The organism is Halorubrum sp. LN27 (assembly GCF_016635065.1).
GTDB classification, from domain to species: domain Archaea; phylum Halobacteriota; class Halobacteria; order Halobacteriales; family Haloferacaceae; genus Halorubrum; species Halorubrum salipaludis.
Genome location: NZ_JAEPET010000001.1, coordinates 2,798,941 through 2,823,008 on the forward strand (window position 1 = coordinate 2,798,941; position 24,068 = coordinate 2,823,008).

General features: G+C 68.0%; 17 protein-coding genes and 1 rRNA gene. 11 read left to right on the forward strand and 7 right to left on the reverse strand.

Going from position 1 to position 24,068, the window contains the following annotated elements:
- Positions 1–112: 112 nt before the first annotated feature.
- A 16S ribosomal RNA gene (locus tag JIN95_RS13740) occupies positions 113–1,582 on the reverse strand.
- A 736-nt stretch (positions 1,583–2,318) separates the two neighbouring features.
- On the opposite strand from JIN95_RS13740, the gene JIN95_RS13745 reads away from it, so the two are divergent.
- Positions 2,319–2,879 carry a TATA-box-binding protein gene (locus JIN95_RS13745; RefSeq protein WP_004046033.1) on the forward strand — a complete coding sequence of 187 codons (561 nt, stop codon included), beginning with the start codon at positions 2,319–2,321 and terminating at the stop codon, positions 2,877–2,879.
- Positions 2,880–2,998: 119 nt separating this feature from the next.
- Here the strand turns inward: JIN95_RS13745 and JIN95_RS13750 are convergent, their stop codons facing one another.
- From JIN95_RS13750 to JIN95_RS13760, 3 genes are all read right to left on the reverse strand, one after another.
- The gene (locus JIN95_RS13750; RefSeq protein ID WP_200531836.1) at positions 2,999–4,201 is read right to left on the reverse strand and encodes an orc1/cdc6 family replication initiation protein; all 1,203 of its coding nucleotides are present in this window, start codon (positions 4,199–4,201) and stop codon (positions 2,999–3,001) included.
- Between the two features lie 1,086 nt (positions 4,202–5,287).
- Positions 5,288–7,540 (reverse strand): NADP-dependent malic enzyme, encoded by a 2,253-nt coding sequence (locus tag JIN95_RS13755; RefSeq protein ID WP_095637366.1) that lies wholly within the window; start codon positions 7,538–7,540, stop codon positions 5,288–5,290.
- Between the two features lie 83 nt (positions 7,541–7,623).
- Positions 7,624–8,763, reverse strand: a complete 1,140-nt coding sequence (locus tag JIN95_RS13760) for a hypothetical protein (RefSeq protein WP_200531837.1) — start codon at positions 8,761–8,763, stop codon at positions 7,624–7,626.
- A gap of 155 nt (positions 8,764–8,918) precedes the next feature.
- Here JIN95_RS13760 and JIN95_RS13765 point away from each other — a divergent pair, with 155 nt between their 5' ends.
- Positions 8,919–9,722 carry a hypothetical protein gene (locus tag JIN95_RS13765; protein ID WP_200531838.1) on the forward strand — a complete coding sequence of 268 codons (804 nt, stop codon included), beginning with the start codon at positions 8,919–8,921 and terminating at the stop codon, positions 9,720–9,722.
- Positions 9,723–9,837: 115 nt separating this feature from the next.
- Positions 9,838–10,065: a flagella cluster protein gene (locus JIN95_RS13770; RefSeq protein WP_095637363.1), complete on the forward strand. Its 228-nt coding sequence runs from the start codon at positions 9,838–9,840 to the stop codon at positions 10,063–10,065.
- 40 nt (positions 10,066–10,105) lie between these two features.
- Here the strand turns inward: JIN95_RS13770 and JIN95_RS13775 are convergent, their stop codons facing one another.
- Positions 10,106–11,794 carry an MATE family efflux transporter gene (locus JIN95_RS13775; protein ID WP_200531839.1) on the reverse strand — a complete coding sequence of 563 codons (1,689 nt, stop codon included), beginning with the start codon at positions 11,792–11,794 and terminating at the stop codon, positions 10,106–10,108.
- Between the two features lie 80 nt (positions 11,795–11,874).
- The gene (locus JIN95_RS13780) at positions 11,875–13,038 is read right to left on the reverse strand and encodes a mechanosensitive ion channel family protein (RefSeq protein ID WP_200531840.1); all 1,164 of its coding nucleotides are present in this window, start codon (positions 13,036–13,038) and stop codon (positions 11,875–11,877) included.
- Between the two features lie 108 nt (positions 13,039–13,146).
- Between JIN95_RS13780 and JIN95_RS13785 the strand changes: the two genes are divergently transcribed.
- From JIN95_RS13785 to JIN95_RS13800, 4 genes are all read left to right on the forward strand, one after another.
- Positions 13,147–13,887: a PAC2 family protein gene (locus JIN95_RS13785; protein ID WP_095637361.1), complete on the forward strand. Its 741-nt coding sequence runs from the start codon at positions 13,147–13,149 to the stop codon at positions 13,885–13,887.
- 73 nt (positions 13,888–13,960) lie between these two features.
- The gene (locus JIN95_RS13790; protein WP_095637360.1) at positions 13,961–15,013 is read left to right on the forward strand and encodes a TrmB family transcriptional regulator; all 1,053 of its coding nucleotides are present in this window, start codon (positions 13,961–13,963) and stop codon (positions 15,011–15,013) included.
- A 130-nt stretch (positions 15,014–15,143) separates the two neighbouring features.
- Positions 15,144–15,866, forward strand: coding sequence for a hypothetical protein (locus tag JIN95_RS13795; protein WP_095637359.1), 723 nt, complete (start codon positions 15,144–15,146; stop codon positions 15,864–15,866).
- A 585-nt stretch (positions 15,867–16,451) separates the two neighbouring features.
- Positions 16,452–18,359 carry a DEAD/DEAH box helicase family protein gene (locus JIN95_RS13800; RefSeq protein WP_200531841.1) on the forward strand — a complete coding sequence of 636 codons (1,908 nt, stop codon included), beginning with the start codon at positions 16,452–16,454 and terminating at the stop codon, positions 18,357–18,359.
- A gap of 18 nt (positions 18,360–18,377) precedes the next feature.
- Here the strand turns inward: JIN95_RS13800 and JIN95_RS13805 are convergent, their stop codons facing one another.
- On the reverse strand, positions 18,378–19,142 hold the full coding sequence (locus JIN95_RS13805) for a sugar phosphate isomerase/epimerase (protein WP_200531842.1): 765 nt from the start codon (positions 19,140–19,142) through the stop codon (positions 18,378–18,380).
- 111 nt (positions 19,143–19,253) lie between these two features.
- On the opposite strand from JIN95_RS13805, the gene JIN95_RS13810 reads away from it, so the two are divergent.
- From JIN95_RS13810 to JIN95_RS13825, 4 genes are all read left to right on the forward strand, one after another.
- A complete protein-coding gene (locus tag JIN95_RS13810; RefSeq protein WP_200531843.1) occupies positions 19,254–21,017 on the forward strand; it encodes a thiamine pyrophosphate-binding protein in 1,764 nt (587 codons plus the stop codon).
- A 128-nt stretch (positions 21,018–21,145) separates the two neighbouring features.
- Positions 21,146–21,586 (forward strand): hypothetical protein, encoded by a 441-nt coding sequence (locus JIN95_RS13815; RefSeq protein WP_095637355.1) that lies wholly within the window; start codon positions 21,146–21,148, stop codon positions 21,584–21,586.
- 41 nt (positions 21,587–21,627) lie between these two features.
- Entirely contained in the window at positions 21,628–22,698 is a 1,071-nt protein-coding gene (locus tag JIN95_RS13820; RefSeq protein WP_095637354.1) for a Gfo/Idh/MocA family oxidoreductase, read from the forward strand.
- An 84-nt stretch (positions 22,699–22,782) separates the two neighbouring features.
- The gene (locus tag JIN95_RS13825) at positions 22,783–24,003 is read left to right on the forward strand and encodes a DUF418 domain-containing protein (RefSeq protein ID WP_200531844.1); all 1,221 of its coding nucleotides are present in this window, start codon (positions 22,783–22,785) and stop codon (positions 24,001–24,003) included.
- The last annotated feature ends 65 nt before the right edge of the window (positions 24,004–24,068 follow it).

A 24,068-nucleotide genomic window follows, 5' to 3' on the forward strand; every position in this document is an offset into this window, starting at 1 on the left:
TCGTCGGTGTCCAGGCCGGCGGATGGGTGGACACATAAGACCATGAATGAGTAGTGACCGTCTATGAGACGGTCGTAAGGTGAGCTCGCCCAGAGGGCGAGTCTCGGGTCGGTGGAGGTGATCCAGCCGCAGATTCCCCTACGGCTACCTTGTTACGACTTAAGCCCCCTTGCGAAGCCCAGATTCGACACGTGGAACGTGCCTCATCCGGACCTCACTCGGGTGCTTTGACGGGCGGTGTGTGCAAGGAGCAGGGACGTATTCACCGCGCGCTTGTGACACGCGATTACTACCGAATCCAGCTTCATGTGGGCGAGTTGCAGCCCACAATCCGAACTACGATCGAGTTTCTGAGATTACCGTCTCCTTTCGGAGTTGGAACCCTTTGTCTCGACCATTGTAGCCCGCGTGTTGCCCAGCACATTCGGGGCATACTGACCTACCGTTGCCCGTTCCTTCCTCCGTGTTGGCCACGGCGGTCTCCCTACTGTCCCCAGCCACTTCGCAGTGCTGCTGGCAAGTAAGGATGCGGGTCTCGCTCGTTGCCTGACTTAACAGGACGCCTCACGGTACGAGCTGACGGCGGCCATGCACCTCCTCTCTGAAGCTCGGATAAGGTCATCAACCTGATCGTCATTACTACAGTCGATGCTGGTGAGATGTCCGGCGTTGAGTCCAATTAAACCGCAGGCTCCTCCGGTTGTAGTGCTCCCCCGCCAATTCCTTTAAGTTTCATCCTTGCGGACGTACTTCCCAGGCGGTCTGTTTAGCGGCTTCCCTACGGCACAGCACCCACTCGTAGTGGGAGCCACACCTAACAGACATTGTTTACGGCCAGGACTACCCGGGTATCTAATCCGGTTCGAGACCCTGGCTTTCGTCCCTCACTGTCGGATCCGTCCTCGCGACGTGCTTTCGCCATCGGCGGTCCGTCCAGGATTACGGGATTTCACTCCTACCCCGGACGTACCCGTCGCGCCTTCCGGTCCCAAGCCACGCAGTTTCCACCGGACGCCCACCCGTTGGGCGGGTGGATTTTCCGATGGACTTGCGCGGCCAGCTACGGACGCTTTAGGCCCAATAAAATCGGCCATCACTCGGGCTGCCGGTATTACCGCGGCGGCTGGCACCGGTCTTGCCCAGCCCTTATTCGTACACCTCCCTACGGTGTACAAAAGCGCAGGCTCTATGCCTGCGCACTTGGGATCCCCTTATCGCACTGGCGTGCAGTGTAAAGGTTTCGCGCCTGCTGCGCCCCGTAGGGCCCGGAATCTTGTCTCAGATTCCGTCTCCGGGTTCTCACTCTCATGACCCGTACCGATTATTGGCACGGTGGGCCGTTACCCCACCGTCTACCTAATCGGCCGCAGCCACATCCTTCGGCGCCGGAGCGTTTGACACAATCCTCATTCCAGCTGGATTGTGGTATGCTCTATTAGCCTCAGTTTCCCGAGGGTATGGAGCTCCGAAGGGTAGTTTGGCCACGTGTTACTGAGCTATTCGCCACGAGTCTGAACTCGTGCGACTAGCATGGCTAAATCGGATCCCAATAGCAATGGCCTCCGGCAGGATCAACCGGAATGTATAACCTCCAGAGCCTGATTCCCGGCTCGGAGGGGTGTTGGCGGGTTTTGACTTGCGATAAGTCAAAACACCATTGCATGGTCTATGTGGTGTCCGGTTCACCCGGCGACCCGGATGACACCGAACTACCACGGCTCACATCAGATTTCCTCTTACGCCGGAGCGCAGGGGGCGAAATCCTCATTCGGATGAGTCGGACAAACCGACTCTGCGAAACCGGGACGGATTGAACGTCCCGAGTCCGCGGTGCGTTCTTCGCGTTTCAACCGAACGGGCTTATACACTTAAGCACGTCGGAACGCTTCGACCGGCCGCGGTGCGGCCGACCGTTGTCCCCCGCGCCGGGGGACCTTCGCATTCAACACGAATGCCGGGTTATACTTAACCCCGTCGAACCATCGCCGCCACGTCATGCGTTTTCATTGAGAGTGGTTCGCACGAGGAGAGCGAGATACTGGCGTGAGGATCGAGTGGGAAGCCGATCCGGACGGGACGACGAACCGGTCGGAGACACCGACAACTATCAGTACTCTATCATAGTGTTCGCCGTCTCCCATCGCGCGTGTGAAGCGTGAATGATCGAGGTCGAGTCAGCGATCGCGACCGCAAAGCGATACGGCTCGTTCGTCATCGGGGGCTCGCGGGGACGCCCACGGGGCGCAACCGTCGACGACCGAGCGGTTGTTTATACCACGGGCGTTTATAAGGGAGGGGGACGCATATAAAAGCGAACGATGACGAACCCTGCAGATTCGATCGAGATCCAGAACGTAGTTGCATCGACGGGGATCGGCCAAGAGCTCGATTTAGAGGCGCTCGCCGAGGACCTTCCGGGAGCCGATTTTAATCCCGACAACTTCCCGGGACTCGTCTACCGGACCCAGGAGCCGAAGGCGGCCGCGCTCATCTTCCGGTCGGGGAAGATCGTTTGTACGGGTGCGAAAAGCATCGACGACGTTCACGAGGCGCTCGGGATCATCTTCGAGAAGCTTCGCGGGCTACAGATTCCGGTCGAGGACGACCCGGAGATCACCGTTCAGAACATCGTGTCGAGCGCCGACCTCGGCCACAACCTCAACCTCAACGCGCTCGCGATCGGCCTCGGGCTCGAGGACGTCGAGTACGAGCCGGAGCAGTTCCCCGGTCTCGTCTACCGGATGGACGAGCCGGAGGTCGTGATTCTCCTGTTCGGGAGCGGGAAGATTGTCATCACCGGCGGGAAGCGGACCGACGACGCGGAAGAGGCCGTAGAAGAGATCGTCGAGCGGATCGAGGGGCTCGGCCTGCTGGGATAGCGGGACGCGCTCGGATCGCGATCGGATCGCAGTCGACGAGAGACGACGGGACAGGCGGTCGAATCGACCGGACCGGGGCTGGTTGGTCCGGTGTACGCGGGCGTTGTTTTTCAGGCAGACTACTGTGAGGAGTCCTCCGTCAACACTTCTTTGACGACGCTCGGGTCCTCCAACAGCTGGTGTTTCGTGTAGCTCCCCTCCGCGCTTCCCCCGCTGTGTTTGGACTGCTCGATGATGTCGAGGAAGGCGTGTTCCTTGAGGAGGTCACGGACCCGGCGAAGCGAGAGGCTGTCCGATCCCTCCTGGCGGCAGATGTTCTCGTAGATCTCGTACACGCGGCTGGTTCGGAACCCGTCTTGACGGCCGCTCGAAAGCGACAGCAGCGCGAGCGCCTGGAGGACGTATCGGGAGTGCGGCGTCGACCCGCGGATGAGTTCACGGAAGCGATCGGTCTCGGCGCGCTCGCGTGCCTGCGTGACGAACTCCTCTCTGACGGTCGGCTCGCCGTTGCTCTGTGCGATCTCGCCCGCGTATCGAAGGATGTCGATGGCCTTGCGCGCGTCCCCGTGTTCGCGCGCGGCGAGCGCGGCGGCGCGGGGGATCGTCGACGGTTCGAGGACGTCGTCGTGAAACGCGTCCGCGCGCGCCTGCATGATCTCTCTGAGCTGGTTGGCGTCGTACGGAGGGAACACGAACTCCCGTTCACAGAGGCTCGATTTGACCCGTTCGTCCATGCGGTCCTTGTACTGGATCTTGTTGCTGATCCCGACCACGCCGAGCTTGCAGTCGGTGATCTTGCCGGCCTCGCCGGCGCGCGACAGCTGCATCAGGATGGCGTCGTCGTCGAGTTTGTCGATCTCATCGAGAATGATGAGGACGACATCGTAGCGCTGGTCGAGGATCCGCCAGAGTCGCTTGTAGTACGTCGACGTCGAGAGCCCTTTGTCCGGGACGTTGATTCCGGTCGCGTCCGGGTCGTTCACGGCGTCGGCGATGGTCTGAACCGCCTGCGTCTCGGTCGTGTCCTGGGCGCAGTCGACGTAAGCGAACGTCGCGTTGACGCCCTCTTCCCCGGCCGTCGAGACGAGGCGTTTGGAGACGTACTTCGCGCAGAGCGACTTCCCGGTTCCCGTCTTCCCGTAGATCAGAACATTGCTCGGACTCTGTCCGAAAATCGCGGGGTTGACCGCCGTCGCGAGATCGGCGATCTCGTCGTCGCGGCCGACGATCCGACCCTCACCGGGGAGATGGCTGATCTCGAGGAGTTCCTTGTTCGCGAAGATCGGGTCCTCCCTCGTGAAGAGATCGTCCGCTGCGTCCATGGGATCGACACCGGGTTTCCGGTGAAATGCGTTCCGCTTCGCTCGCGGCGGAAGGGTAGTTGAGACACACACCGTGTTTCCGGTGAAACGGGGTCGGTTGGGGGTGGGGACGGTGGGGCCGTAGGGGGAGTGGTGATGGAATATAAAGAGGTGTCAAATCCCAGTCGCCTGATTCACCGGAAACCCGGTGTCATCACTTCGATCTAACTCACCCTGACTCACCCATACCCGCCAGCGAGACAGCAGTGCAAAGATAGCAGTATAAATAGTCCAAACGACGTAAATAGCCTAAAGAGAGATCCCTGTAGATGCCGAGACGAGAAGCCCGGTCGGATAGATAACCGGAACCGGATTTCTAACGGAACAGAGACGCCAGCCAGAGTTCGTATACCGCTCGGCCAAAGCCCAGGTACGGTCCGATCGCCCTACGAGCCGGTCTGCGTACGGATCGGTCCTTGTGCAAGTCAGTCTACGCACGCGTCGATCCACATGCAACTCGGACCACGGATGAGCAGATCCGTCTCCGGATCGACGAACAAAACAAGCGACCGGAAACGAACAGGCAGACCGCGTTTCCGGTGAAATACTTCTGACGGACCCCGCGTTTCCGGTGAAATACTTCTGACGGACCCCGCGTTTCCGGTGAAATACTTCTGACGGACCCCGCGTTTCCGATGAAACTCAAAGCCTTCGGCGTTCAACAGTACCTCCTTCTTGGCTTGGCGAACTGTACTCAAAACTTGTTTATAATTCTTTCTGTCTCAGATGCCACTTCGAAGCGGCTCGATCAAGATTCGAAACCGCACGCTGATGCCCGAACCGACCACGACGGCCCTCCCACCCCCAGCCGACCCCGTTTCACCGGAAACACGGTGTGTCTCTCAAACGATCGACGAGCGAATCGTCGTCGAGGGGTAGTAACAGCGACGGCGTCAGCACGCGAGTTGTCACTAGCGCCGTCAGAACCACCAGCGCCGTCAGAATCACCAGTAGCGTCAGAATCACCAGTACCGTCAGAAGAGAAAACGCGAGTTTCCGGGGAAACTCGCGAATCCTCGCGAGTCTCTGTCTCCGGAGTTCGTTACCTCATTCCTGTGCGTCGACGACGGCCACGCTGGCCAGGTTGACGATGTCTTTGACTTCGTCGCCGCGCTGGAGCACGTGAACGGGCTGGTCCATCCCGACCAGCATCGGACCGATCGCCTCCGCGCCGCCGAGCCGCTGGAGCAGTTTGTAGCCGATGTTCCCGGCCTCGAGGTTCGGGAACACGAGCACGTTCGCGGCCTCGTCGAGCTCTGAGAACTCGTAGGTGTCGTTGAGAATGTCGTCGACGACCGCGGTGTCGGCCTGCATCTCGCCGTCGACCGGGAAGTCGACGCCGTCGTCCTCGTGGAGAATCTCGACCGCTTCCCGCGGCTTCTGAGTCCCCTCGTTGTCGACGCTCCCGAAGTTGGAGTACGAGAGCATCGCCGCGCGGGGCTCGACGTTGAACCGCCGGGCGAGGTCGGCGGTGTGGCGGGTGATCTCCGCGAGCGTCTCCGCGTCGGGGTCCTGGTTCACCGTGGTGTCGGCACAGAAGATGACCCGATTTTTGAACGTGAGCATGTACACGCCGGCGACGGTGTCGGTGTTGTCCGCGGATCCCACGACCTGCAGCGGCGGTCGGAGCGCCGAGGGGTAGTGGTGCGTCAGCCCGGTGAGCATCGCGTCGACGTCTCCCGACTTCACCATGACGCTCCCGAGGTAGTTCGTGTCTCGCCGGACCAGCTCGTTCGCCTCGCGGCTCGTGATACCCTTCCGCTTTCGGAGCTGGTAGAGCTGGTCTCCGTACGCGGACACGTCGCGATCGTCGGGATCGACGATCTCCGGCTGGAACGAGAGTCCGAGTTGGTCGGCGGTCCTGGCGATCTCGTCGGCGTCACCGAGCAGCACCGGGTCCGCGATTCCCTGCTCTGAGAGCTGGTAGGCCGCGCGGATCATCTTCTCGTCGGTCCCTTCCGCGAGCGCGATGCGCTTCGGGTCGCTCTTCGCTTTGTTCAACACGACGCGCATCATCTCGCGGGACTTTCCGAGGCGCGCCTCCAGCCGTTCCCGGTACTGCTCCAAGTCGATCTCGGTGCGGGCGGACCCGGACTCCATCGCCGCCTTCGCGACGCTCGGGGCGACCTCGAAGAGCACGCGCGGGTCGAGGGGCTTCGGGATCACGTAGTCCGGGCCGAACTGAAGCGGGTCGTCGCCGTACGCCTTCACGACCGCGTCCGGCACGTCCTTGCGAGCCAGCTCCGCGAGCGCCTCGGCGGCCGCCCGCTTCATCTCCTCGTTGATCTCCGTCGCGCGCACGTCGAGCGCGCCGCGGAACAGGAACGGGAACCCGAGCACGTTGTTCACCATGTTCGGGTAGTCGGACCGGCCCGTCGCCATGATCACCGTGTCGTCGCGCGCGTCCTTCGCGTCCTCGTAGGTGATCTCCGGATCGGGGTTCGCCATCGCGAAGATGATCGGGTCCGACGCCATCGACCGGACCATCTCCTGCGAGACGATCCCGCCGACGGAGAGCCCGACGAACACGTCAGCGTCCTCCATCGCGTCGGCGAGGTCGCCGCCCTCGCCCTCGCTGGCGAACTGGCTCTTGTACTCGTTGACGTCGCCGTTCGCGACGCGCTCCTCGGTGATGATGCCGGAGGAGTCGCACATCGTGATGTTCTCCTTCTTCGCGCCGAGGGAGACGTAGAAGCGGGCCGTCGCGATCGCGGACGCGCCCGCGCCCGAGAAGACGATGTCGATCTCGGAGAGGTCCTTCCCGGAGATCTCGGTCGCGTTCATCAGCGCCGCGCCGGAGATGATCGCGGTTCCGTGCTGGTCGTCGTGGAACACGGGCACGTCCATCTCCTCGCGGAGCCGCTCCTCGATCTTGAAGCACTCGGGGGCCTTGATGTCCTCGAGATTCACGCCGCCGAAAGTGGGCTCCATGGCCTTTACGGCCTCGCAGAACGGGTCGACCGCGTCGATGTCGAGCTCGATGTCGAACACGTCGATGTCGGCGAAGCGCTTGAACAGCACGCCCTTCCCCTCCATGACGGGTTTCGAGGCCGAGGCGCCGATATCGCCGAGGCCGAGCACGGCGGACCCGTTCGAGACGACCGCGACGAGGTTCCCCTTCGCCGTGTACTCGAACACCGACTCGGGGTCCGCGGCGATGTCGCGACACGGCGCCGCGACCCCCGGCGAGTACGCGAGCGAGAGGTCTCGCTGCGTGTTCGTCGGCTTGGTGGTCTCGATCGCGATCTTCCCCGGCGGCTCCTCTCGGTGATACTCCCTCGCGTCGTCGTCCAGTCCCATGTCTCCTCCAATTCGGTAACGGAGTAAAAAGGTACGTGAACCCGTCGAATACTGATTCGACATTCGACGATCCCAGATGCGACTCAGTCCCGGTCGGGCCCAGTCGAATCGCGGTCAGCCCCAGTCGAATCGCGGTCAGCCCCAGTCGAATCCGGATCGAGGTCCGGGTGAAGCAGCGTTAGTCCCGGATCGATCCCGCCGAGCGTGGCGACCTCGTACGCGATCAGATACGATCGCGTGACGACGCTGACTGGAAGCGTCACCGCCACCAGCGTCGCGACAGCGACGGTCACGACGACTGCGACGGCCGCGATTCCGGCGGTCGTGCTCGCCAGCGCGCCGAGCCCCCCGAGGGGGACGGCCGCGAGCAGGAGCGCGCTCCCGGCGACGGCGACGACCGCCGAACCAGCGATCACGAACGCGGTCCCGCTGACGACCGCGATCCCGACGCCCACGAAGAAGTGCACCGCGAGGTAGGCGCCGAGCTCCGCCCACTCTCCGGCGATCGCTTGCCGGACCCGGCGCCACCCGGCGATCACACCGCGATCCTCGAGAACCATCGCGGGGACGACGAACTCGAAGGTGAGTCGGAGCGCGAGCGTCGCGAGCAGGACGAGCGCGCTCCCGACGAGCCCCGCAGCGATCGCGAGGCCGATCGGCAGCGATCCCGCCGTCGCCGCGAACGAGTCGATCGGCCCCCATCCGGTTGGTGTCTCGGCCGCGACGGCCGCGAGCACCGCCAGCGCGATGGGGACGGTAGCGACCGCCGAGAGGGCCACCGAGGCGGCGAACAGCCCGACGGCCTGTCGGAGACGACCGAGAAACGGCCGCCACAGTCGGACCTCGTTCGTCCGGAGCGCGTCGTAGAAGACCAGCCGAAGCGATAGCGAGGCCACCGAGAGCCCGATCACGACGACGACCGCGGCGACGGCCGCGGCGACGATCAGCCAGTCGCCGGACGCACCGGCGAAGAGGTCTGAGAGGGCGTTCCCGAGTGTCGCCGCGTCTGTCCTCGTGCCGGTCCCCAACTCCCCGGCGACTCCCGAAACCCCGCCGATTCGGGCGTCTGGAGACGTGGGAACCGACACGCCGGCGTTCGCGCCGCCGCCCATCAGGAGGACGAGGAGCGCGAGCTTCGCCCAGCGAACGGCGTTGAACGGGAACAGGAATCGACGAGTGGCCTCGACGGCGTCGTCCACCGCGTCGACGGCGTGCCAACCCATGGCCGCCGATTCGTCGGGCGCCTATATATACTCGGGGCCGACGAACGCTCTGGTCCGTCCCGACCGGCGCTACGTCGGACGCCTCGCCGTTCCAATCGATATCACCCCGGACGCGACCCACAGCCCTTTACGCCGAACGCGACGAAGTGGCTCGCATGAAGGTCCGCGGCGAACGGGAGTGCCAATCGTGCGGCGCGCGCTGGTCGTACTACGAGACGGGCTCCGTCGAGTGCCCCGACTGCGGCGCTCTCAGGAGCGTCGGCGTCGACGACAGGACGGCTCACACCGATGCGCCGGCGATCCTCGACCTCACTCCCCACCGCGTCCGGTTCGGAGAGGCCCGCGGGACGCTCCCCGAGGAAGGCGTCGACGACCTCAAGGCCGACCTCCGCGAGTACGCCCGCAAGCGGGGGTTCATCCGCGGCGGCGACCTGCTCCCGCTCGACGACACGTACCTCGCCGCACGCGAACTGCTGGAGGCGGTGGACCTGTACGACCGGCTGCGCGACCCGACCGACCGCGACCGGGAGTACCTCCTCGCGCTGCTCGCCGGCGCCGACGACGGCGACAGGCCCCCGTCCGAGGCGGTCCCCGAGTCCCTCCGCGAGGCACGCGGGATGGCCGCGGTCCGCGCGGTCGACGAGTACCGGAGCGACCTCCTCGCGTTCCTCGACGAGCTCTCCGCGACCGAAGACGGCGAAGCGGCCGACGCCGACGCGTCCGCTCCCACGGTTTCCGTCGACGGCGACGATCCGCGCTCCCGGATCGACCCCACCAGAGAGCTCCTCGAACGCCTCCGCGACCGCACGAAGCGCGCGGAGGCGCTCACGGGAGACGTACCGTCCGGCGACGCGGACGCCCTCGTCGACGCCGCGGACGCGCTGGGCGACTACGTCAGGACCGGTGATGAGGCCGCGCTCGATCGGGCCCGCGCTCGGCTCTCGGACGCCGAGACGTGATCGGCGCCCTCTCTCCACGCCGAGACGTGATCGGCGCCCCTTCTCCACGCTGAACCGGAATCACCGCTGATACTCGCGGGGTCACGTTCAACTTCCGTCCCGCAGATCTCGACGCATGCCGCGTTTCGACGTGCACGACCACCGCCACGCGCTGAAACAGCTGAAAGACACGGGAGCGACGAGCCTCTGGGAGAACCGGAAAGACGTGGCCTGCCCGGTCTGTGACGCCCCGTTCGACCGACTCTTCACCACTCGACAGACCGGGACGACCTTCCCGGAGAACGACGGCGCGCGCTTCTGTCTCCTCCGCGACGAGGACGCGATCCACCTGTTCCGGCACTGATCCCCCGTCGCGTTCTCTCCCTCCCGCTCCGCACCTACCCTCAGTCGTCGCCCGCGGGATCCACGCCCGGCGCCGGGTCGTCGATGTACCGCTCCGTCCACGTCCCGCGCGCGAACCACGCGACGCCGATTATCGCCCCGAGCACGTTTCCGAGCGCCATCCCGACCCAGATCCCCGTCTCGCCCCAGCCGGCGACGAAGACGAGGTACCCCACGCTGGCGACCCGTCCGACCCAGAGGGTGAGGATCGAGATCACCATCGCGGTCTTCGTGTTGCCGGCCCCGCGGAACGCGCCGAGGATGACCTGCGAGACGCCGATGAAGGCGAACTCGACGGACCGGATCTGCACGTACTCGACCGCGTACGCGACGGTCGCGGGCGCGTCGGGCACGTCGCCGAGGAAGGCGCCGACGATCGGCTCCGTGAACGCCACCGCGACGACCGCGACGAGGAACATCACCCCGGCGCCGGTCGACGCCGCGAGCTTCACCGAGCGCGCCGCGCGGTCCGCCCGGTTCGCCCCGAGGTTCTGGCCGACCATCGTGTCGATCGCACGCCCGAGCCCCATGGCGGGGAGGAACACGAGCGAGATGAGCCGGTTCCCCAGCCCGTAGGCCGCCACCACCGGCGGCGAGAACGTGACCACCATCGCCGTGAGCGTGATCATCGCGAGCGCGCTGGTCGTCTGCTCGACGCTGGAGGGGAGCCCGAGCCGGAAGATGTCCTCGATGAACCCGAGGTCCGGCCGGAGGTGACTCACCGAGACCGACGGCCCCAGCGCGGTGGCGAACAGCAGCCAGAGGCCGATCGCGGTGGCGACCCCCCGGGAGAAGATCGTCGCCATCGCGGCCCCCTCGATCCCGTAGCCGGTGAACCCGGTGGCCGCGAACAGCGCCTCCTGAAGGCCCACGGGATCGAGCGCCGCGACGAGCGGCACCGCCGCCAGCCACTCGAACAGCGGGTTCGCCGAGAACCCGAAGATGAGGAACGGGTCGAGGAGGACGTTCAGGGCGACCGAGACGAGCATCACCGCCATCGGGGTCCGCGTGTCGCCGTACCCGCGCATCAGCGCCGAGAAGACGAAGAACCCGAACATCAGCGGGATGCCGGCGAAGATGACCTCCATGTAGTCGGCCGCCAGCGGGATCACGGTCGCCGCCGTGTCGGGGTCGCTCGGCAGGATCTCGAGCGCCGGTCGCGTGTAGAAGTAGCCGCCGATCCCGATGAGCACCGACAGCACGGAGACGCTGAAGATGGTCTGGCCGGCGACCAGCCCCGCGGACCGGTCCCCGTCGGCGCCGGTGTACTGCGCGACGAGGATCGCCCCCGCGGTCGTGAAGCCGCCCGCGACCGCGATGAGCAGGAAGATCAGCGGGAACGCGAGGCTGATCGCGCCGACCGCCTCGGCCGACAGCCGCCCGAGGTACAGCGTGTCGACGACGTTGTACGTCACCTGCAGCAGCTGGATGACGACGATCGGCCACGCGAGCTGGAACAGCGGCCGGATCAGGCTCCCCTCGGTGATCGACTCCTCGGACACGCGATCGTCGGAGGGGTCGCCGTCGGCAGCGTCGTCGCCCGTCGTTCCTTCAGATGCGCCGGTGGCCGCGTCGCTACCGTCCGTCTCGTCGGTCGAACCATCGTCGTCGCCGGTGTCGTCGGGACCGGGGCCGGAACCGCCGAACTCCGGAGGCGACTCCGGCGGGTCTTCGGAGGGCTCGTCGCTCACTGACTTATAAGCGGACGCCTCGGTCTATCAGGCTTCCGGTTCCGTGGGAGCGCGACACAGGGTGTCTCACGCGGGATCAGTCATCGGTCGCGGCCCGGACCGGCGTCGCCCCCAGAGTCGACGCCATCCGAGGGGGAACCGCCTGCCGAGTCGCCGCCGTCCGCCGGCGTCGCGTCCGGCTCGGTCCCGTCCGCCTCGGCCCTGTCCGTCCCGGAGTCACCCGATTCGGTTTCTCCCGCCCCGGTCTCGTCCGCCTGACGCCCGCCGCTACCCCGGCCCTCCGGGTCGGGCTTGTCGCCCGCCCGTTCGCCCTCGGGACGACCGTCTTCCGGGCCGCCGACCCGCGCGACTCCGGAGGTGTCGTCGAAGACGAGGTGCCGGTGCGGGTACGCCATCTCCACGTCGGCGTCCGTGAGTCGCTCGCGGATCCGGATGTTCACGTCGGACTGGACCTTCGCGAGCTTGTACGGCTTCTTCACCCAGTACCGGAGGCGAAGGAGGACGCCGTCGTCGCCGAACTCGTGGATCCGGCAGTCCGGACTCGCGGTGTAGCGCGCGACGCCGACTCGGATGTCGGGGCCGCCGTCGATCACCGCATCGCAGTCCCGCGCGGCGCGCTCGATGAGCCGACGGGCCTCGGAGACGTCGCTCTCGTAGGTGACGAGCACGTCGATGGTCCGCCGGGTCCGCTCGTCCTCGGCGGAGTAGTTGGTCACGTCGCGCTCGCGCATGGCCCCGTTCGGCACGACGAGGAAGGTGTTGTCGAGCGTGAAGATCTTCGTGTACCGGATCGTGATGTCCTCGACGAACCCCGTCGTCCCGTTCTCCAACTCGATCATGTCGCCGATCTCGAACGGCTGGTCCGCGAGGATGAACACGCCGTTGATGAAGTTCCCGACGAGCGGCGCGAGGATGATCCCGATCACGGCGGAGAAGACGGCGGTTCCCACGAGGAGGTCGCCGAACCGGAACCCGACCGCCCAGAGCCCCACGAACAGCGAGAGCGTGATCGTCCCGACGCGGACGCCTCTGACGATCGTCTGCGCGACGCTCTGTCTCGACACGCGGCGGGCGACCGGCCGACCGATGAGCCGAACGAGGAACTTCGAGAGGAGAACGCCGGCCGCGACCGAGAGGAGCACGAACAGCAGCCGGCCCGCAGCGGAGTCCGCGGCCCCGCCGACCAGGTCCGCGAAGCGGGCGAGCAGCCCCGCACTTTCGACGAAGGCCTCGGGCCGTACCATAGCCAATCCGCCGTCGCCCACCCGAAAAAGCGTTTCTCCCGACGCTCGGGGGACGCGCGGTCCACCGTTTCGATAACCACTAACACATCCCCCCGCGAACCGGGGACTGTGTCGAACCCCTCACGCGACTCTCCGACGTTCAGCGTCACGCACGAATCCGCCCCGAGCGGCACCCTCGTCGCCGGCTTCTCGTCGTTCGGCCTCGCGGGACTGACGGCCGTCGACTACCTGGTGGAGAACCTCGGTCTCGAACAGACCGGCCACGTCCGGGCCGAGGGCCTCCCGTCGATCACGCCCTTCGAGAAGGGCCGGCCGCGGCGACCGATCCGACTGTACTCTGCCGACGACGTCGACGTCACCGTGCTCGTGGCCGAGCAGTTCGTCCCGCCCGCCCTCGGCGAGCGGCTCGCGGCCGCGGTCCTCGACTGGACGGAGTCGGCGGGCGTCTCCGAGATCGCCGTGCTGTCCGGCGTTCCCATCCCGCACGGCCCGGACGCGCACCGCACCTTCCACGTCGCGACGGCGGACTACCACGAGCGGCGCCTCGACGACGACCGCGTTCCGCCGATGGAGTCCGGGTTCCTCGACGGGACGAACGCCTCCCTGCTCGAGCGCGGAATCGACTCGCCGCTCGGCGTGGGTGTGTTCATCACCCCGGTCCACGCGCAGGCGCCGGACGCCGACGCCGCCCTGCGGCTCGTGGAGGCGATCGACGAGACGTACGACCTGGGCGTCGACTCGGCGCCGCTGATGTCGTTCGCGGCCGACGTGCGCCGCCACTACGAGGACCTGGCCGAACGGATCGAGGACCGCGAGCCGGACGGAACCTATGATCGAATGTACATGTAGGATCCGCCTCTGAAAACGCGTGCTACTCGGCTCATAGTAAAAACCTATATCGGAGGGCCGCCACGTCACGTGCATGACCGACGATCTCCGCGGCACGCTCGACCGCGTCGGGGACCGCTTCAACCTCGGCGAGTACGAGATCGACGCGTACCTCGCCGTGTTGGAACACGGGGAACTGACCGCGAGCGACATCGCCGACCGGACCGACATCCCGCAGCCGCGCGTGTACGACACGGTCCGAAGCCTCTCGGACCGCGGGCTCGTCGAGCTCCGCGAGTCGCGTCCGATGAAGATCGTCGCCGTCGACCCGGAAGACGCGTTCGGCGACCTCCGGTCCTCGTTCGCGGAGATGGTCGACGAGCTGGCGGCCCGCTACACCGCCCCGACCCGCGAGACCGAGGCGGTGTCGCTTGTGAAGTCGCGGTCGACGATCCTCCGGTACCTCGAAGAGGTGATCGCCGGCGCCGAGTACGAGCTGGCGCTGTCGCTCACGCCGGGGCTCCTCCGCCGCTTCCGCGACGAGCTCGCCGCGAAGGTGCAGGCGGGCGTCAGCGTCGAACTCCTCGTCACCCCCGCGTCCCGCGCGCCGGACCCCGAGGAGTTCGACTACCTGGAGGTGGCGACGATCGCCCGTGCACGCCGCGGGATCACCACACCAATCTTAGCCGTCGGCGACGGGGAGTACTCCGTGTACGCCACGCAGGACGCGCTCCGCGACGACCGCGAGCGGTACGGCGTCATCTTCAACCGCTCCGCGCTCGGGTTCCTCGTCTCCGGCTTCTTCGGCACCGTGCTGTGGACGACCGCCGAGACGCTCGCCGCCGACGGTGCCGCCCGCCCGTTCCCGCGCCGCTACGCCTCGATCCGCCGCGCCGTCAAGGACGTCCGGGAGTTCGAGGGCGAGGAGTTCTACGCGACCGTGGAGGGCCGCGACATCGAGACCGGCGACTCGGTGACCGTCCGGGGGCGCGTCGTCGACCTCGCGTTCGAGGACAGCGAGGAGGTCGCGTCGCTCACCGTCGAGACCGAGTCCGGCCGGGTCGACATCGGCGGTCGCGTCGCCTCCCTCGAAGACGTCGAGGGTCAGGAGATCGTTATCGGTCGCGGCGAGCCGCCGGCGCTGTGACCGTCTGAGTCGGTCGCCACGAACCGCCGTCGAGCCTCCACGCTTCGCCGTCGCGGTCACCGAAGTCGACGATCGCCGACCCCCTGTGCCGCCGTAACACACTTAAGAGCACACTCTGTATCGATACCCAGTGGCATCCCGACAGGGCGGGCCGGGAGACGCCGAGTCATCCCGTCCCGGATCGACGGAGCGTCGGACCGCGTCCACGACCGCGCCGGCGGGGGCTCGCCGGCGGGCGGCGACGAGATCGGACTCCCTCCCGCACGGGTCCGACCCGGACGCCCCTCGAAGCCGGACCCCGAACGCGGGGAAGCGACCGTCGGTAGGGCGAACGGCGGAGGATCCGCCAGTTCGCGACCCCGAGCTCTACGCCCTCACCGATCACTTCCGCGAGCGGTTGGAACAGCCCGGGAGATACGTTTCGACCCGGACCGTCAGCGACGCGATCCGTCGCGGCCAGCTCCGCTGGAACCGGACGGACGGCTGGCGGTTCGCCCTCGTCGACGGCGGGATCCGGTTCGTCGTCGTCGTGAGCGACACGGAGACGAACTCCCCGGTGGTCGTCACCGGCTGGACCGAGGTGGCCGACCGCGAGGCGGCCTTAGAGGCCCCCCGGTGGGACCCCGTCGACGTCGATACCATCGCCGTGCGGACGGCCCTCTCCGAGTCCGCCTCCACGCCGATCCCCGACCGGATCCGCCCCCGGACCGTGACGCGCCCGTTCGAGGTCGGCGAGCACCGACTGGAGACGGAGCCCGGCGAGCCGTTCGTCCGCTGTACGGCCTGCGGCTGTCGGTTCCGGTCGAAGGACGCCATCACCGGCCGCGGCTGTCACGGTCGATCCGGTCGGTAGCGGGAGTGGGTATCGCAGGTTGGTTGATCGGTTGTTTATAAGGAATCGAGTGGTGTTGCCGTCGGCTGTATATAAGGGATCGACGGTTCTGTGGTGATGACCTCCAAAGCCCCAGCCGTGCGGGCGGTTTACGCTCGCTGCGCTCCTCACTCGGTCGCTCACGTTGTTCGCTCCCTTGTTGCGGTGCTTACATCGCCTAAACCGCCCGCACGGCTGCCCCTTTGAGTCCCACCCCGCACAGCACCGCACCTCACGCCTCCCCAACCTCGTCGCTGGCGCCTTATAAGGCGCCAGCGACTCCCTCGTGCGGGCTGCTCGCGGCCGCTAGGAGCGGCCGCTCACAGGCACACGCCACCGCACCGTTATTATAAGCGATCGTCGCTGTCGCTCACGGCTGGTTTAAATACTGTCTCACCACCGACGATCTGCGAGACTTACTCCCGCAATCAGGAACCACTCCTCAGCGACCGGTCATTTCGGGCGAGTATCCCCCTGAAAGGGAAGGTTTCAACGAATCTCCTTCATCCTGCTCCGTCGTCGGCCGCGGACGCTATCCATTTCCCCCTCGCGACCGAACCGGAGGTAATGACCGACGACTCCGGCGATTCCGAGTCCGCCGCCGGTGAGGCTGCCGATTCCGACGACGCCGCAGCGGAACTCTCGCTCGACCGCTTTCACGAGGCGTTGGAGGCCGAGGAGCGACCGGTCGCGACCGCGAGCGAGGTCGCGCGCCGGCTCGGGACCTCGCAGGCGACCGCGCGCGACGCCCTCGCCGCGCTCGTCGACCGCGGCGACGTGGACCGGCTCGACGTCGAGAGCGACCCCGTCGTCTTCTACCCCCGCGAGTGGGGCGCGCTCGCGAGCCGCGAGCGCGTCGTCGCATTCCCGGACCGACGCGAGATCGTCGTCGACCGGCCGACGCAGTTCACCCGCGCCCGCCTCTCGCAGTTCGCGCACCTGATCGACACCACCGGCACCGAGCCCGGGACGCGCGGGTACCTCTACCGGATCAGACAGGAGGACGTGTGGGCGGCCCCCTTCGAGGACGCCGACGGCCTGATCGCGAGCCTCCGCTCGGTGCTCCCCCGACGGTTCGACCACCTCGAGGAGTGGATCCGCGACCAGTGGCGCCGCGCGCACCGCTTTCGGCTGTACACCCACGAGGACGGCTACGTCGTCCTGCAGGCCGCCTCCGAGAGCCTGATGGGCAACGTCGCGGACCAGCACCTCGACGACGACCACCTCCGGGCGCCCATCTCCGAGACGGAGGCGTGGGTCAACGAGGACGCCGTCGCCGCGGTCAAACGCGCCCTCTACGACGCCGGCTACCCGGTCGAGGACGACCGCGACCTCGACGTGGGCGACCCCGTCGACGTCGACCTGACGACCGATCTCCGCGACTACCAGGAGACGTGGGTCGAGACGTTCCTCGACGCGCGCTCCGGGGTGTACGTCGGCCCGCCCGGCTCCGGGAAGACCGTCGCCGCCATTGCGACCATCGCGGCGGTCGGCGGCGAGACGCTGATCCTGGTTCCCTCCCGCGAGCTCGCCGGCCAGTGGCGGGAGGAGCTGCTCGACCACTCCACGATCGACCCCGCGGACATCGGACTGTACCACGGCGGTCAAAAGGAGATCCGACCGGTGACGATCGCCACCTACCAGATCGCCGGGATGGACCGCCATCGCTCGCTGTTCGACTCCCGGAAGTGGGGGTTGATCTGCTTCGACGAGGCGCATCACATCACGGCTCCGGTGTTCTCTCGGTCCGCCGAGCTTCAGACCAAACACCGCCTCGGCCTCTCGGCCACCCCGGTCCGCGAGACCGGCAGCGAGGAGGAGATCTACACCCTGATCGGGCGGCCGATCGGCGCGGACTGGGACGCCCTCTTCGAGGCCGGCTTCGTTCAGGAGCCGGAAGTGGAGATCCGGTACGTCCCGTGGCGCGACGAGCTGGCGCAGAGCGAGTACGCCGCGGCCGACGGCCGGGAGCGAACGCGGGTCGCGGCCGAGAACCCCGCGAAGATCGAGGAGATCCGCTACCTGCTGGCCGCGCACCGCGACAAGAAGGCGCTCGTGTTCGTCGAGTACCTCGATCAGGGCGAGGCGATCGCGGACGCCTTGGGAGTTCCCTTCATCAGCGGCGAGACACCCCACCGCGACCGCGCGGAGCTGTTCCGGCGGTTCCGCGCCGACGGGGAGTCGTCGGCCGATTCAGACCGCGACCGGAACGCGATCGACACGCTCGTCGTCTCCCGCGTCGGCGACGAGGGGATCGACCTCCCGAACGCCGAGCTCGCGATCGTCGCCAGCGGGCTCGGGGGGTCGCGCCGACAGGGCTCACAGCGCGCGGGTCGCACCATGCGGCCGACCGGCTCCGCGCTCGTGTACGTGCTCGCGACCCGCGGGTCGAGCGAGGAGGAGTTCGCGCAACGGCAGATGCGTCACCTCGCGCGCAAGGGAATCCGGGTGCGCGAGACGAACGTCGCGGAGTGAGCGGCGGTCCGCGCCGAGTCACACCAGCGCGTCACGCAGCGCCCGCGCCCCCTGCTCGATCGACGCGATCGGGTCGGCGGGGTCGTCGTGCTCGTAGACGAGCCACTCGCAGTCGGCGTCACGGGCGCTCGCGACGACCGCGTCGAGGTCCACGTCGCCCTCGCCGAGCGCGACCGACTCGCCTCGTCTGAGGTCGGTGTCGGACACGTGGACGTGGGTGATCCGGTCGGCGTGTCGGTCAATGAGCGCGGCGGGGTCCGCCCCGCCGACGAGCGTCCAGCCCACGTCCACCTCGAACCCGACGCGCTCGTCGGTCCGGTCGATCAGCCGCTCTATCGCGGGCGCCCCGTCGACCGCGGCGAACTCCTGGTCGTGGTTGTGGTACGCGAGCCGGACGCCCTCGGCGCCGAGGGCGTCCGCGAGGCTGTTCAGCCGCGTCGCGACCGCGTCGACGGCGGCCGCGCTCTCGAACTGCTCCGCGTCGAGCCACGGGACCACCAGGGTGTCGACGCCGAGCCGGTCGTACAGGTCGACGGTCTCGTCGAACCCGTCTTCCAGCGCCTCGGTCGGCGCGTCCTCCAGCGACTCGATCGGGACGTGCGCGGACGCGGCGTCGAGGCCGTTACGGTCGAGCGCCGCGAGCACCTCCTCGACCGGCGACTCGCGTACTCGGTAGGCGAACTCCACTCCGTCGAAACCGGCCGCGCCCACCCGGTCGAGGAGCTCCGGAACAGGGGCGTCGAGCGAGCGCAGCGTGTACAGCTGGACCGCGGTGTCGACCATGTCCGCCGTCTCTCGGCCGGCGCCGTATCGGTTCTGGTTCGCGAGGGGCGAGAGGGGGGGCCGATCTCCCGCCGTCGAAGCTTTCAACACCCGGTCCGTCGACCTCGGAGTATGGACACGGACGAGTCCCCGAGCGGTACGGACCCGAGCGCGGCCGACGCCCCGACCGTCGCCGAGGCGGTCGTCGAGCGCATGCTCGACCGCGGGGTCGACGTCGCCTTCGGGATCCCCGGCAAGCAGACCCTCCCGCTGAACCGGGCGCTCGCCGACCGCGACGCGCGGTTCGTCGTCGCCCGCCACGAGACCGCCGTAACCCACCAGGCCTGGGGGTACGCGGAGACGAGCGACCCCGGCGAGATGGCGGCGTCGATCGTCGTCCCCGGCCCGGGCGACATGAACGCGATGAACGGCCTCAAGAACGCCAAAAACGACTGCGTCCCCCTCCTCCACCTCGCGGTCGAGACGGAACGCGAGGTCCGCGGCGGCGACGGGATCCACGAGACGCCGCCCGAGACGTACGACACCGTCGTCAAGGAGAACGTCCTCGTCGACTCGCCCGCCGGCGCGGTCCCGGCCGTCGCCGAGGCGATCCGGGTCGCGCGCGAGCACCCGCAGGGCCCGGTCCGCGTGGGGATCCCGAAGGACGTGCTCGCGAGCCGCACGCCCCAGCCGGCGGTCGGCGAGCGCGAGCCGGCCGCACCGCCTGAACCACCGGCGGACGCGGTCGACCGCGCGGCCGACCTGCTCGCCGGGGCCGACGCGCCGGTGATCCTCGCGGGCGGCGGCGTCAGGCGCTCCGGCGCGAGCGGTTCGCTCCGCGCGGTCGCTGAGCGCCTCGACGCTCCGGTCGTCACGACGTACAAGGGGAAAGGGACGCTCGACGAGACCCATCCCCTCTCCGCCGGCGTGCTCTGCGGGGGATCGAGCACCGAACTCCGCGAGCTCCTCGCCGACGCGGACCGCGGGCTCGTCGTCGGCTCCGACCTCGACGCGGTCGCGACCGCCTCGTGGTCCGTCTCGCTGCCGGAGTCGCTGGTCCACGTCACGCTCGACGGCGACGACATCGGGTTCGGGTACGAGACCGATCTCGGGGTCGTCGCGGACGCCGACCGGTTCCTCCGGTCGCTCGGTGACCGGCTGGCGGGCCGCGACGAGACGCACGGGTCGGCGAGTGAGGCCGGAGCGACCGAGGCGCCGGTGGACCACCCCGACGAGTCGACCGGCGCCGCGCGGGCCGAGGCGGTCCGCGCTGCGGACCGCGAGCGGTTCGACGCGCTCGCCGACGGACGCGCCCCCGGCGCTCCCCTCAGCTCGGTCGAGGTCCTCCGGGAGGTCCGCGAGGCGGTCCCGGCGTCGGCCGTCGTCACCGCCGACGCCGGCGGCTCTCGGCAGTGGACGCTCGTCTCGTTCCCCGCGGCCGGCCCCTCGGAGTACGTGAATCCGGGGTCGTGGGCGACGATGGGAACCGCGCTCCCGTCGGCGATCGGCGCGGCGCTCGCGGATTCCGACCGCGGCGCGGTCGCGCTCGTCGGCGACGGCGGGCTCCTGATGTGCGTTCACGAGCTGCACACGCTGGCCGCGGAGGGGCTCGACGTGACCGTCGTCGCGTTCAACAACGACGACTACGCGATCATCAGCGAGGCTGCGTCGCGGTCGCACGACCTCCCGGCCGGCGCGTACGGGTGGGCCGAGGCGGGGCTGGACCTCGTCGCCGTCGCGGAAGGGATGGGCGTCCGGGCCGACCGGGTGACCGAACTGGAGGCGGTCGGCGACGCGGTCGCGTCCGGGGTGGCCCACGACGGCCCCGCGCTGATCGAGATCGTCACCGATCCGAACGAGCCGCAGGCGAGCGAGTGGATGACGCGGGAGCGGTGAGTTCGGTCGCGGCTCCGCGCCGCTCCCGACCTCCGCGTCCCCGCCTCCCGTCCGCCTCGGTTCCCTTCACGGGTCGCGTTTCGGGTATCTGAAGCGAGATATATGTCGGGGGAACGTCGACGTGGCGTATGCGCAACCCCTGGGTCCACGACGACGTGCCGGAGGGCGCCGACACCGGGTACGATGGGCACGTGGGGCTCCTCGCGACCCTGGTCTGGGCGGCCCTCGCCGTCGCAGTCGGCGGGTTCGTCCTCCTCTCGGCGACCGGGGTCGTCGACCCCGTGCTCGACGGGTCGGCGGAGACGGTCGTCACGTACGTGGTCGCCGCGCTGGCCGCGGCGCTCCTGCTTCCCCTCCTCCTGCGGCTGCTCCTCATCTCGCGGCTCCTGGCGACGGTCGCGTTCCTCGGGAGCGGATGGGTCCTCGGCCGGTTCGTGTGGACCCGAGAGTCGGAGCGACTCGAACGGCTCCTGGTCGGCGGCGAGGGTCTCGGCGTCGGCGGGGAGTCGACCGAGCAGCTGATCGAACTGCTCGACGTGCTGCTCTCCGCTGTCGTCGCCCTCGCGTAACCGGGCGTGAGTCTTAACAACAACCGTTGTGAACTCGGCCCATGACACGCGCGAACGACGTCGCCGTCGGCATCGTCGGCCTCGGCGGGATCGGTCACCACCACGCGAGAAAGCTCGCCGACCGAGGCGCGAACCTCGTCGGCGGGATGGACATCGACGCGGACGCGCGCCGCCGGTTCCACGAGGAGTTCGACGTGCACGCCTACGAGGAGGAATCGGCGCTCTACGACGCCTGCGACGCCGTGCTCGTCACGACGCCGAACCGGTTCCACGAGGAGTACGCGGTCTCCGCGCTCGAGGCCGGCCTCGACGTGCTCTTGGAGAAGCCGCTGGCGCACTCGCTGGAGAGCGCGGAGCGGATCGCCGAGGCCGCCCGCGACGCCGAGGGGTTCTGCATGGCCGGGTTCAATAACCGGTTCGCGGAACCGGTGCAGGTGCTGAAGGAGTACCAGGCGGAGGGCCGGTTCGGCGAGACGACCCACGTCGAGGCCAACTACGTCCGCCGCCGGGGCGTCCCCGGCCGCGGCTCGTGGTTCACGTCCGGCGAGGTCGCCGGCGGCGGCGCGCTCATCGACATCGGCGTCCACGCGATCGACCTGGCGCTCTACTTCCTCGATCACCCGGAGGTGGTCGAGGTGTCCGGCGAGACGCGCTCGGAGTTCGGCGGCCGCGACGACTACGCGTACATCGACATGTGGGGCGACGACGCCGGGGCCGAGGGGTTCGACGTGGAGGACTCCGCGTCCGCGTTCGTCCGCACCGCCGGCGGTGCCACCGTCTCGCTGGAGGTCGCGTGGGCGACGAACCGCCCGACGAACGACGGGTTCGCGGTCCGCGGCACGGAGGCGGGCGCGACGTACGACCGCGGGAGCGAGGAGCTCACGCTCCACGAGGCGACCGCCTTCGACGGCGACCACCACCACTTCTCCGACGCCGAGATCGAGACGCGGGCGGGCGACAGCCACGCCGCCGAGCAGGCGGCGTTCCTCGAGGCGGTCGCCGCGGGCGAGGCGCCCGACATCAACACGGTCGAGGAGGCGCTGTCCGTCCAGCGCGTGATCGACGCGATCTACCGGTCCTCGGAGCGCGGCGAGGCGGTTCGGCTGGACTAGCGGGCCGGTCTGGTCTGCCGGACGACCACCTTCGACCGCATTCCGAACCTATTCGGTCCTGCGTTCCCATCTACGAGCCAACTCGTGACCCGCGACGCCGGCCCGACGCCGCCCTCTGACCGAATCGTCGCCCTCGACGCGCTCAGGGGTGTCGCCCTGCTCGGCATCCTCCTGATCAACGTCTGGTCGTTCTCGATGCCGGAGCAGACGCTGTTGAACCCCACCATCTACGCCGACGGCGCCGTGTACGGCGAGTTCGCGGGCGCGAACTACTGGGCGTGGGCGTTCAGCCACGTGTTCGCCCAGAACAAGTTCATCACCCTGTTCTCGGCGCTGTTCGGCGCGGGCATTCTGCTGTTCATCGAGAGCAAAGAGGAGAAGGGCCAAGACGCGGTGCGGCTCCACTACCGACGGACCGCGATCCTGATCGCGATCGGGCTCATGCACGCGTACCTGCTGTGGTACGGCGACATCCTCGTCGCGTACGGGGTGACCGCGCTGGTCGTCGTCGCGTTCCGGGACCTCGATGCGCGGCAGCTCGCCGGGGTCGGTGCGGTCTTCCTGCTGTTCCTCCCCGTCACGGAGCTGCTCGCGGCGGTCAGCCTCGGCGGCGACGCGATCGCGTCCCAGTGGGCGCCGGCGGAGTCCGTGCTCCGCGAGCAGGTCGCGACGTACCGCGGGGGGTGGATCGGACAGCTCGACCACCGGGTCTCCTCGTCGATCAGCCGACAGACCAGCGGGTACATCAGCGGGAGCTTCTGGCAGGTCGGCGGCACCATGCTCCTCGGGATGGCGCTGTACCGCGTGGGCGCGATGACCGGCGAGCGGTCGTCGTCCTTCTACCGGCGGCTCGTCGCGCTCGGCGTCGTCGGCCTCGCGATCACCGTCGCCGGCGTCGCCTACATCCAGGCCAACGACTGGAGCGCCGACGCCGCGCTGTACTGGCGGCAGTTCATCTACGTCGGCAGCTTCCCCCTCGCCGGCGGCTACCTCGGGCTCGTGATGCTGTACGCCCGCCGGCGCCCGGACGGGCCAGTGACGCGCGGACTCGCCGCGGTCGGTCGGACCGCGTTCACGAACTACCTGCTCCAGACGGTGATCGCCACCACCGTCTTCTACGGCCACGGACTGGGGCTGTTCGGCTCCGTCACCCGCGTCGAACAGCTCGGGTTCGTCGCCGCCGTCTGGGCGGCGCAGATCGTTCTGTCGGTGGCATGGCTCAGGTACTACCGGTTCGGCCCCGTCGAGTGGGTGTGGCGGACGCTCACCTACGGGGAGAAACAGCCGATGCGGAACCCGGAGTAGGCGGTTGGCGTGGGTGTCGGAGAGTGCCAGTGACGGCTGCTCGTCGGCACGCGCCACCGCACGGC

Bases quoted from the DNA above. Each gene is read 5' to 3' on its own strand.
- JIN95_RS13820 (WP_095637354.1), top strand. From the start codon at position 21,628: ATGACACGCGCGAACGACGTCGCCGTCGGCATCGTCGGCCTCGGCGGG.
- JIN95_RS13770 (WP_095637363.1), top strand. From the start codon at position 9,838: ATGCCGCGTTTCGACGTGCACGACCACCGCCACGCGCTGAAACAGCTG.
- JIN95_RS13790 (WP_095637360.1), top strand. From the start codon at position 13,961: ATGACCGACGATCTCCGCGGCACGCTCGACCGCGTCGGGGACCGCTTC.
- JIN95_RS13780 (WP_200531840.1), bottom strand. From the start codon at position 13,038: ATGGTACGGCCCGAGGCCTTCGTCGAAAGTGCGGGGCTGCTCGCCCGC.
- JIN95_RS13755 (WP_095637366.1), bottom strand. From the start codon at position 7,540: ATGGGACTGGACGACGACGCGAGGGAGTATCACCGAGAGGAGCCGCCG.
- JIN95_RS13800 (WP_200531841.1), top strand. From the start codon at position 16,452: ATGACCGACGACTCCGGCGATTCCGAGTCCGCCGCCGGTGAGGCTGCC.
- JIN95_RS13760 (WP_200531837.1), bottom strand. From the start codon at position 8,763: ATGGGTTGGCACGCCGTCGACGCGGTGGACGACGCCGTCGAGGCCACT.
- JIN95_RS13815 (WP_095637355.1), top strand. From the start codon at position 21,146: ATGCGCAACCCCTGGGTCCACGACGACGTGCCGGAGGGCGCCGACACC.
- JIN95_RS13810 (WP_200531843.1), top strand. From the start codon at position 19,254: ATGGACACGGACGAGTCCCCGAGCGGTACGGACCCGAGCGCGGCCGAC.
- JIN95_RS13805 (WP_200531842.1), bottom strand. From the start codon at position 19,142: ATGGTCGACACCGCGGTCCAGCTGTACACGCTGCGCTCGCTCGACGCC.
- JIN95_RS13765 (WP_200531838.1), top strand. From the start codon at position 8,919: ATGAAGGTCCGCGGCGAACGGGAGTGCCAATCGTGCGGCGCGCGCTGG.
- JIN95_RS13750 (WP_200531836.1), bottom strand. From the start codon at position 4,201: ATGGACGCAGCGGACGATCTCTTCACGAGGGAGGACCCGATCTTCGCG.
- JIN95_RS13745 (WP_004046033.1), top strand. From the start codon at position 2,319: ATGACGAACCCTGCAGATTCGATCGAGATCCAGAACGTAGTTGCATCG.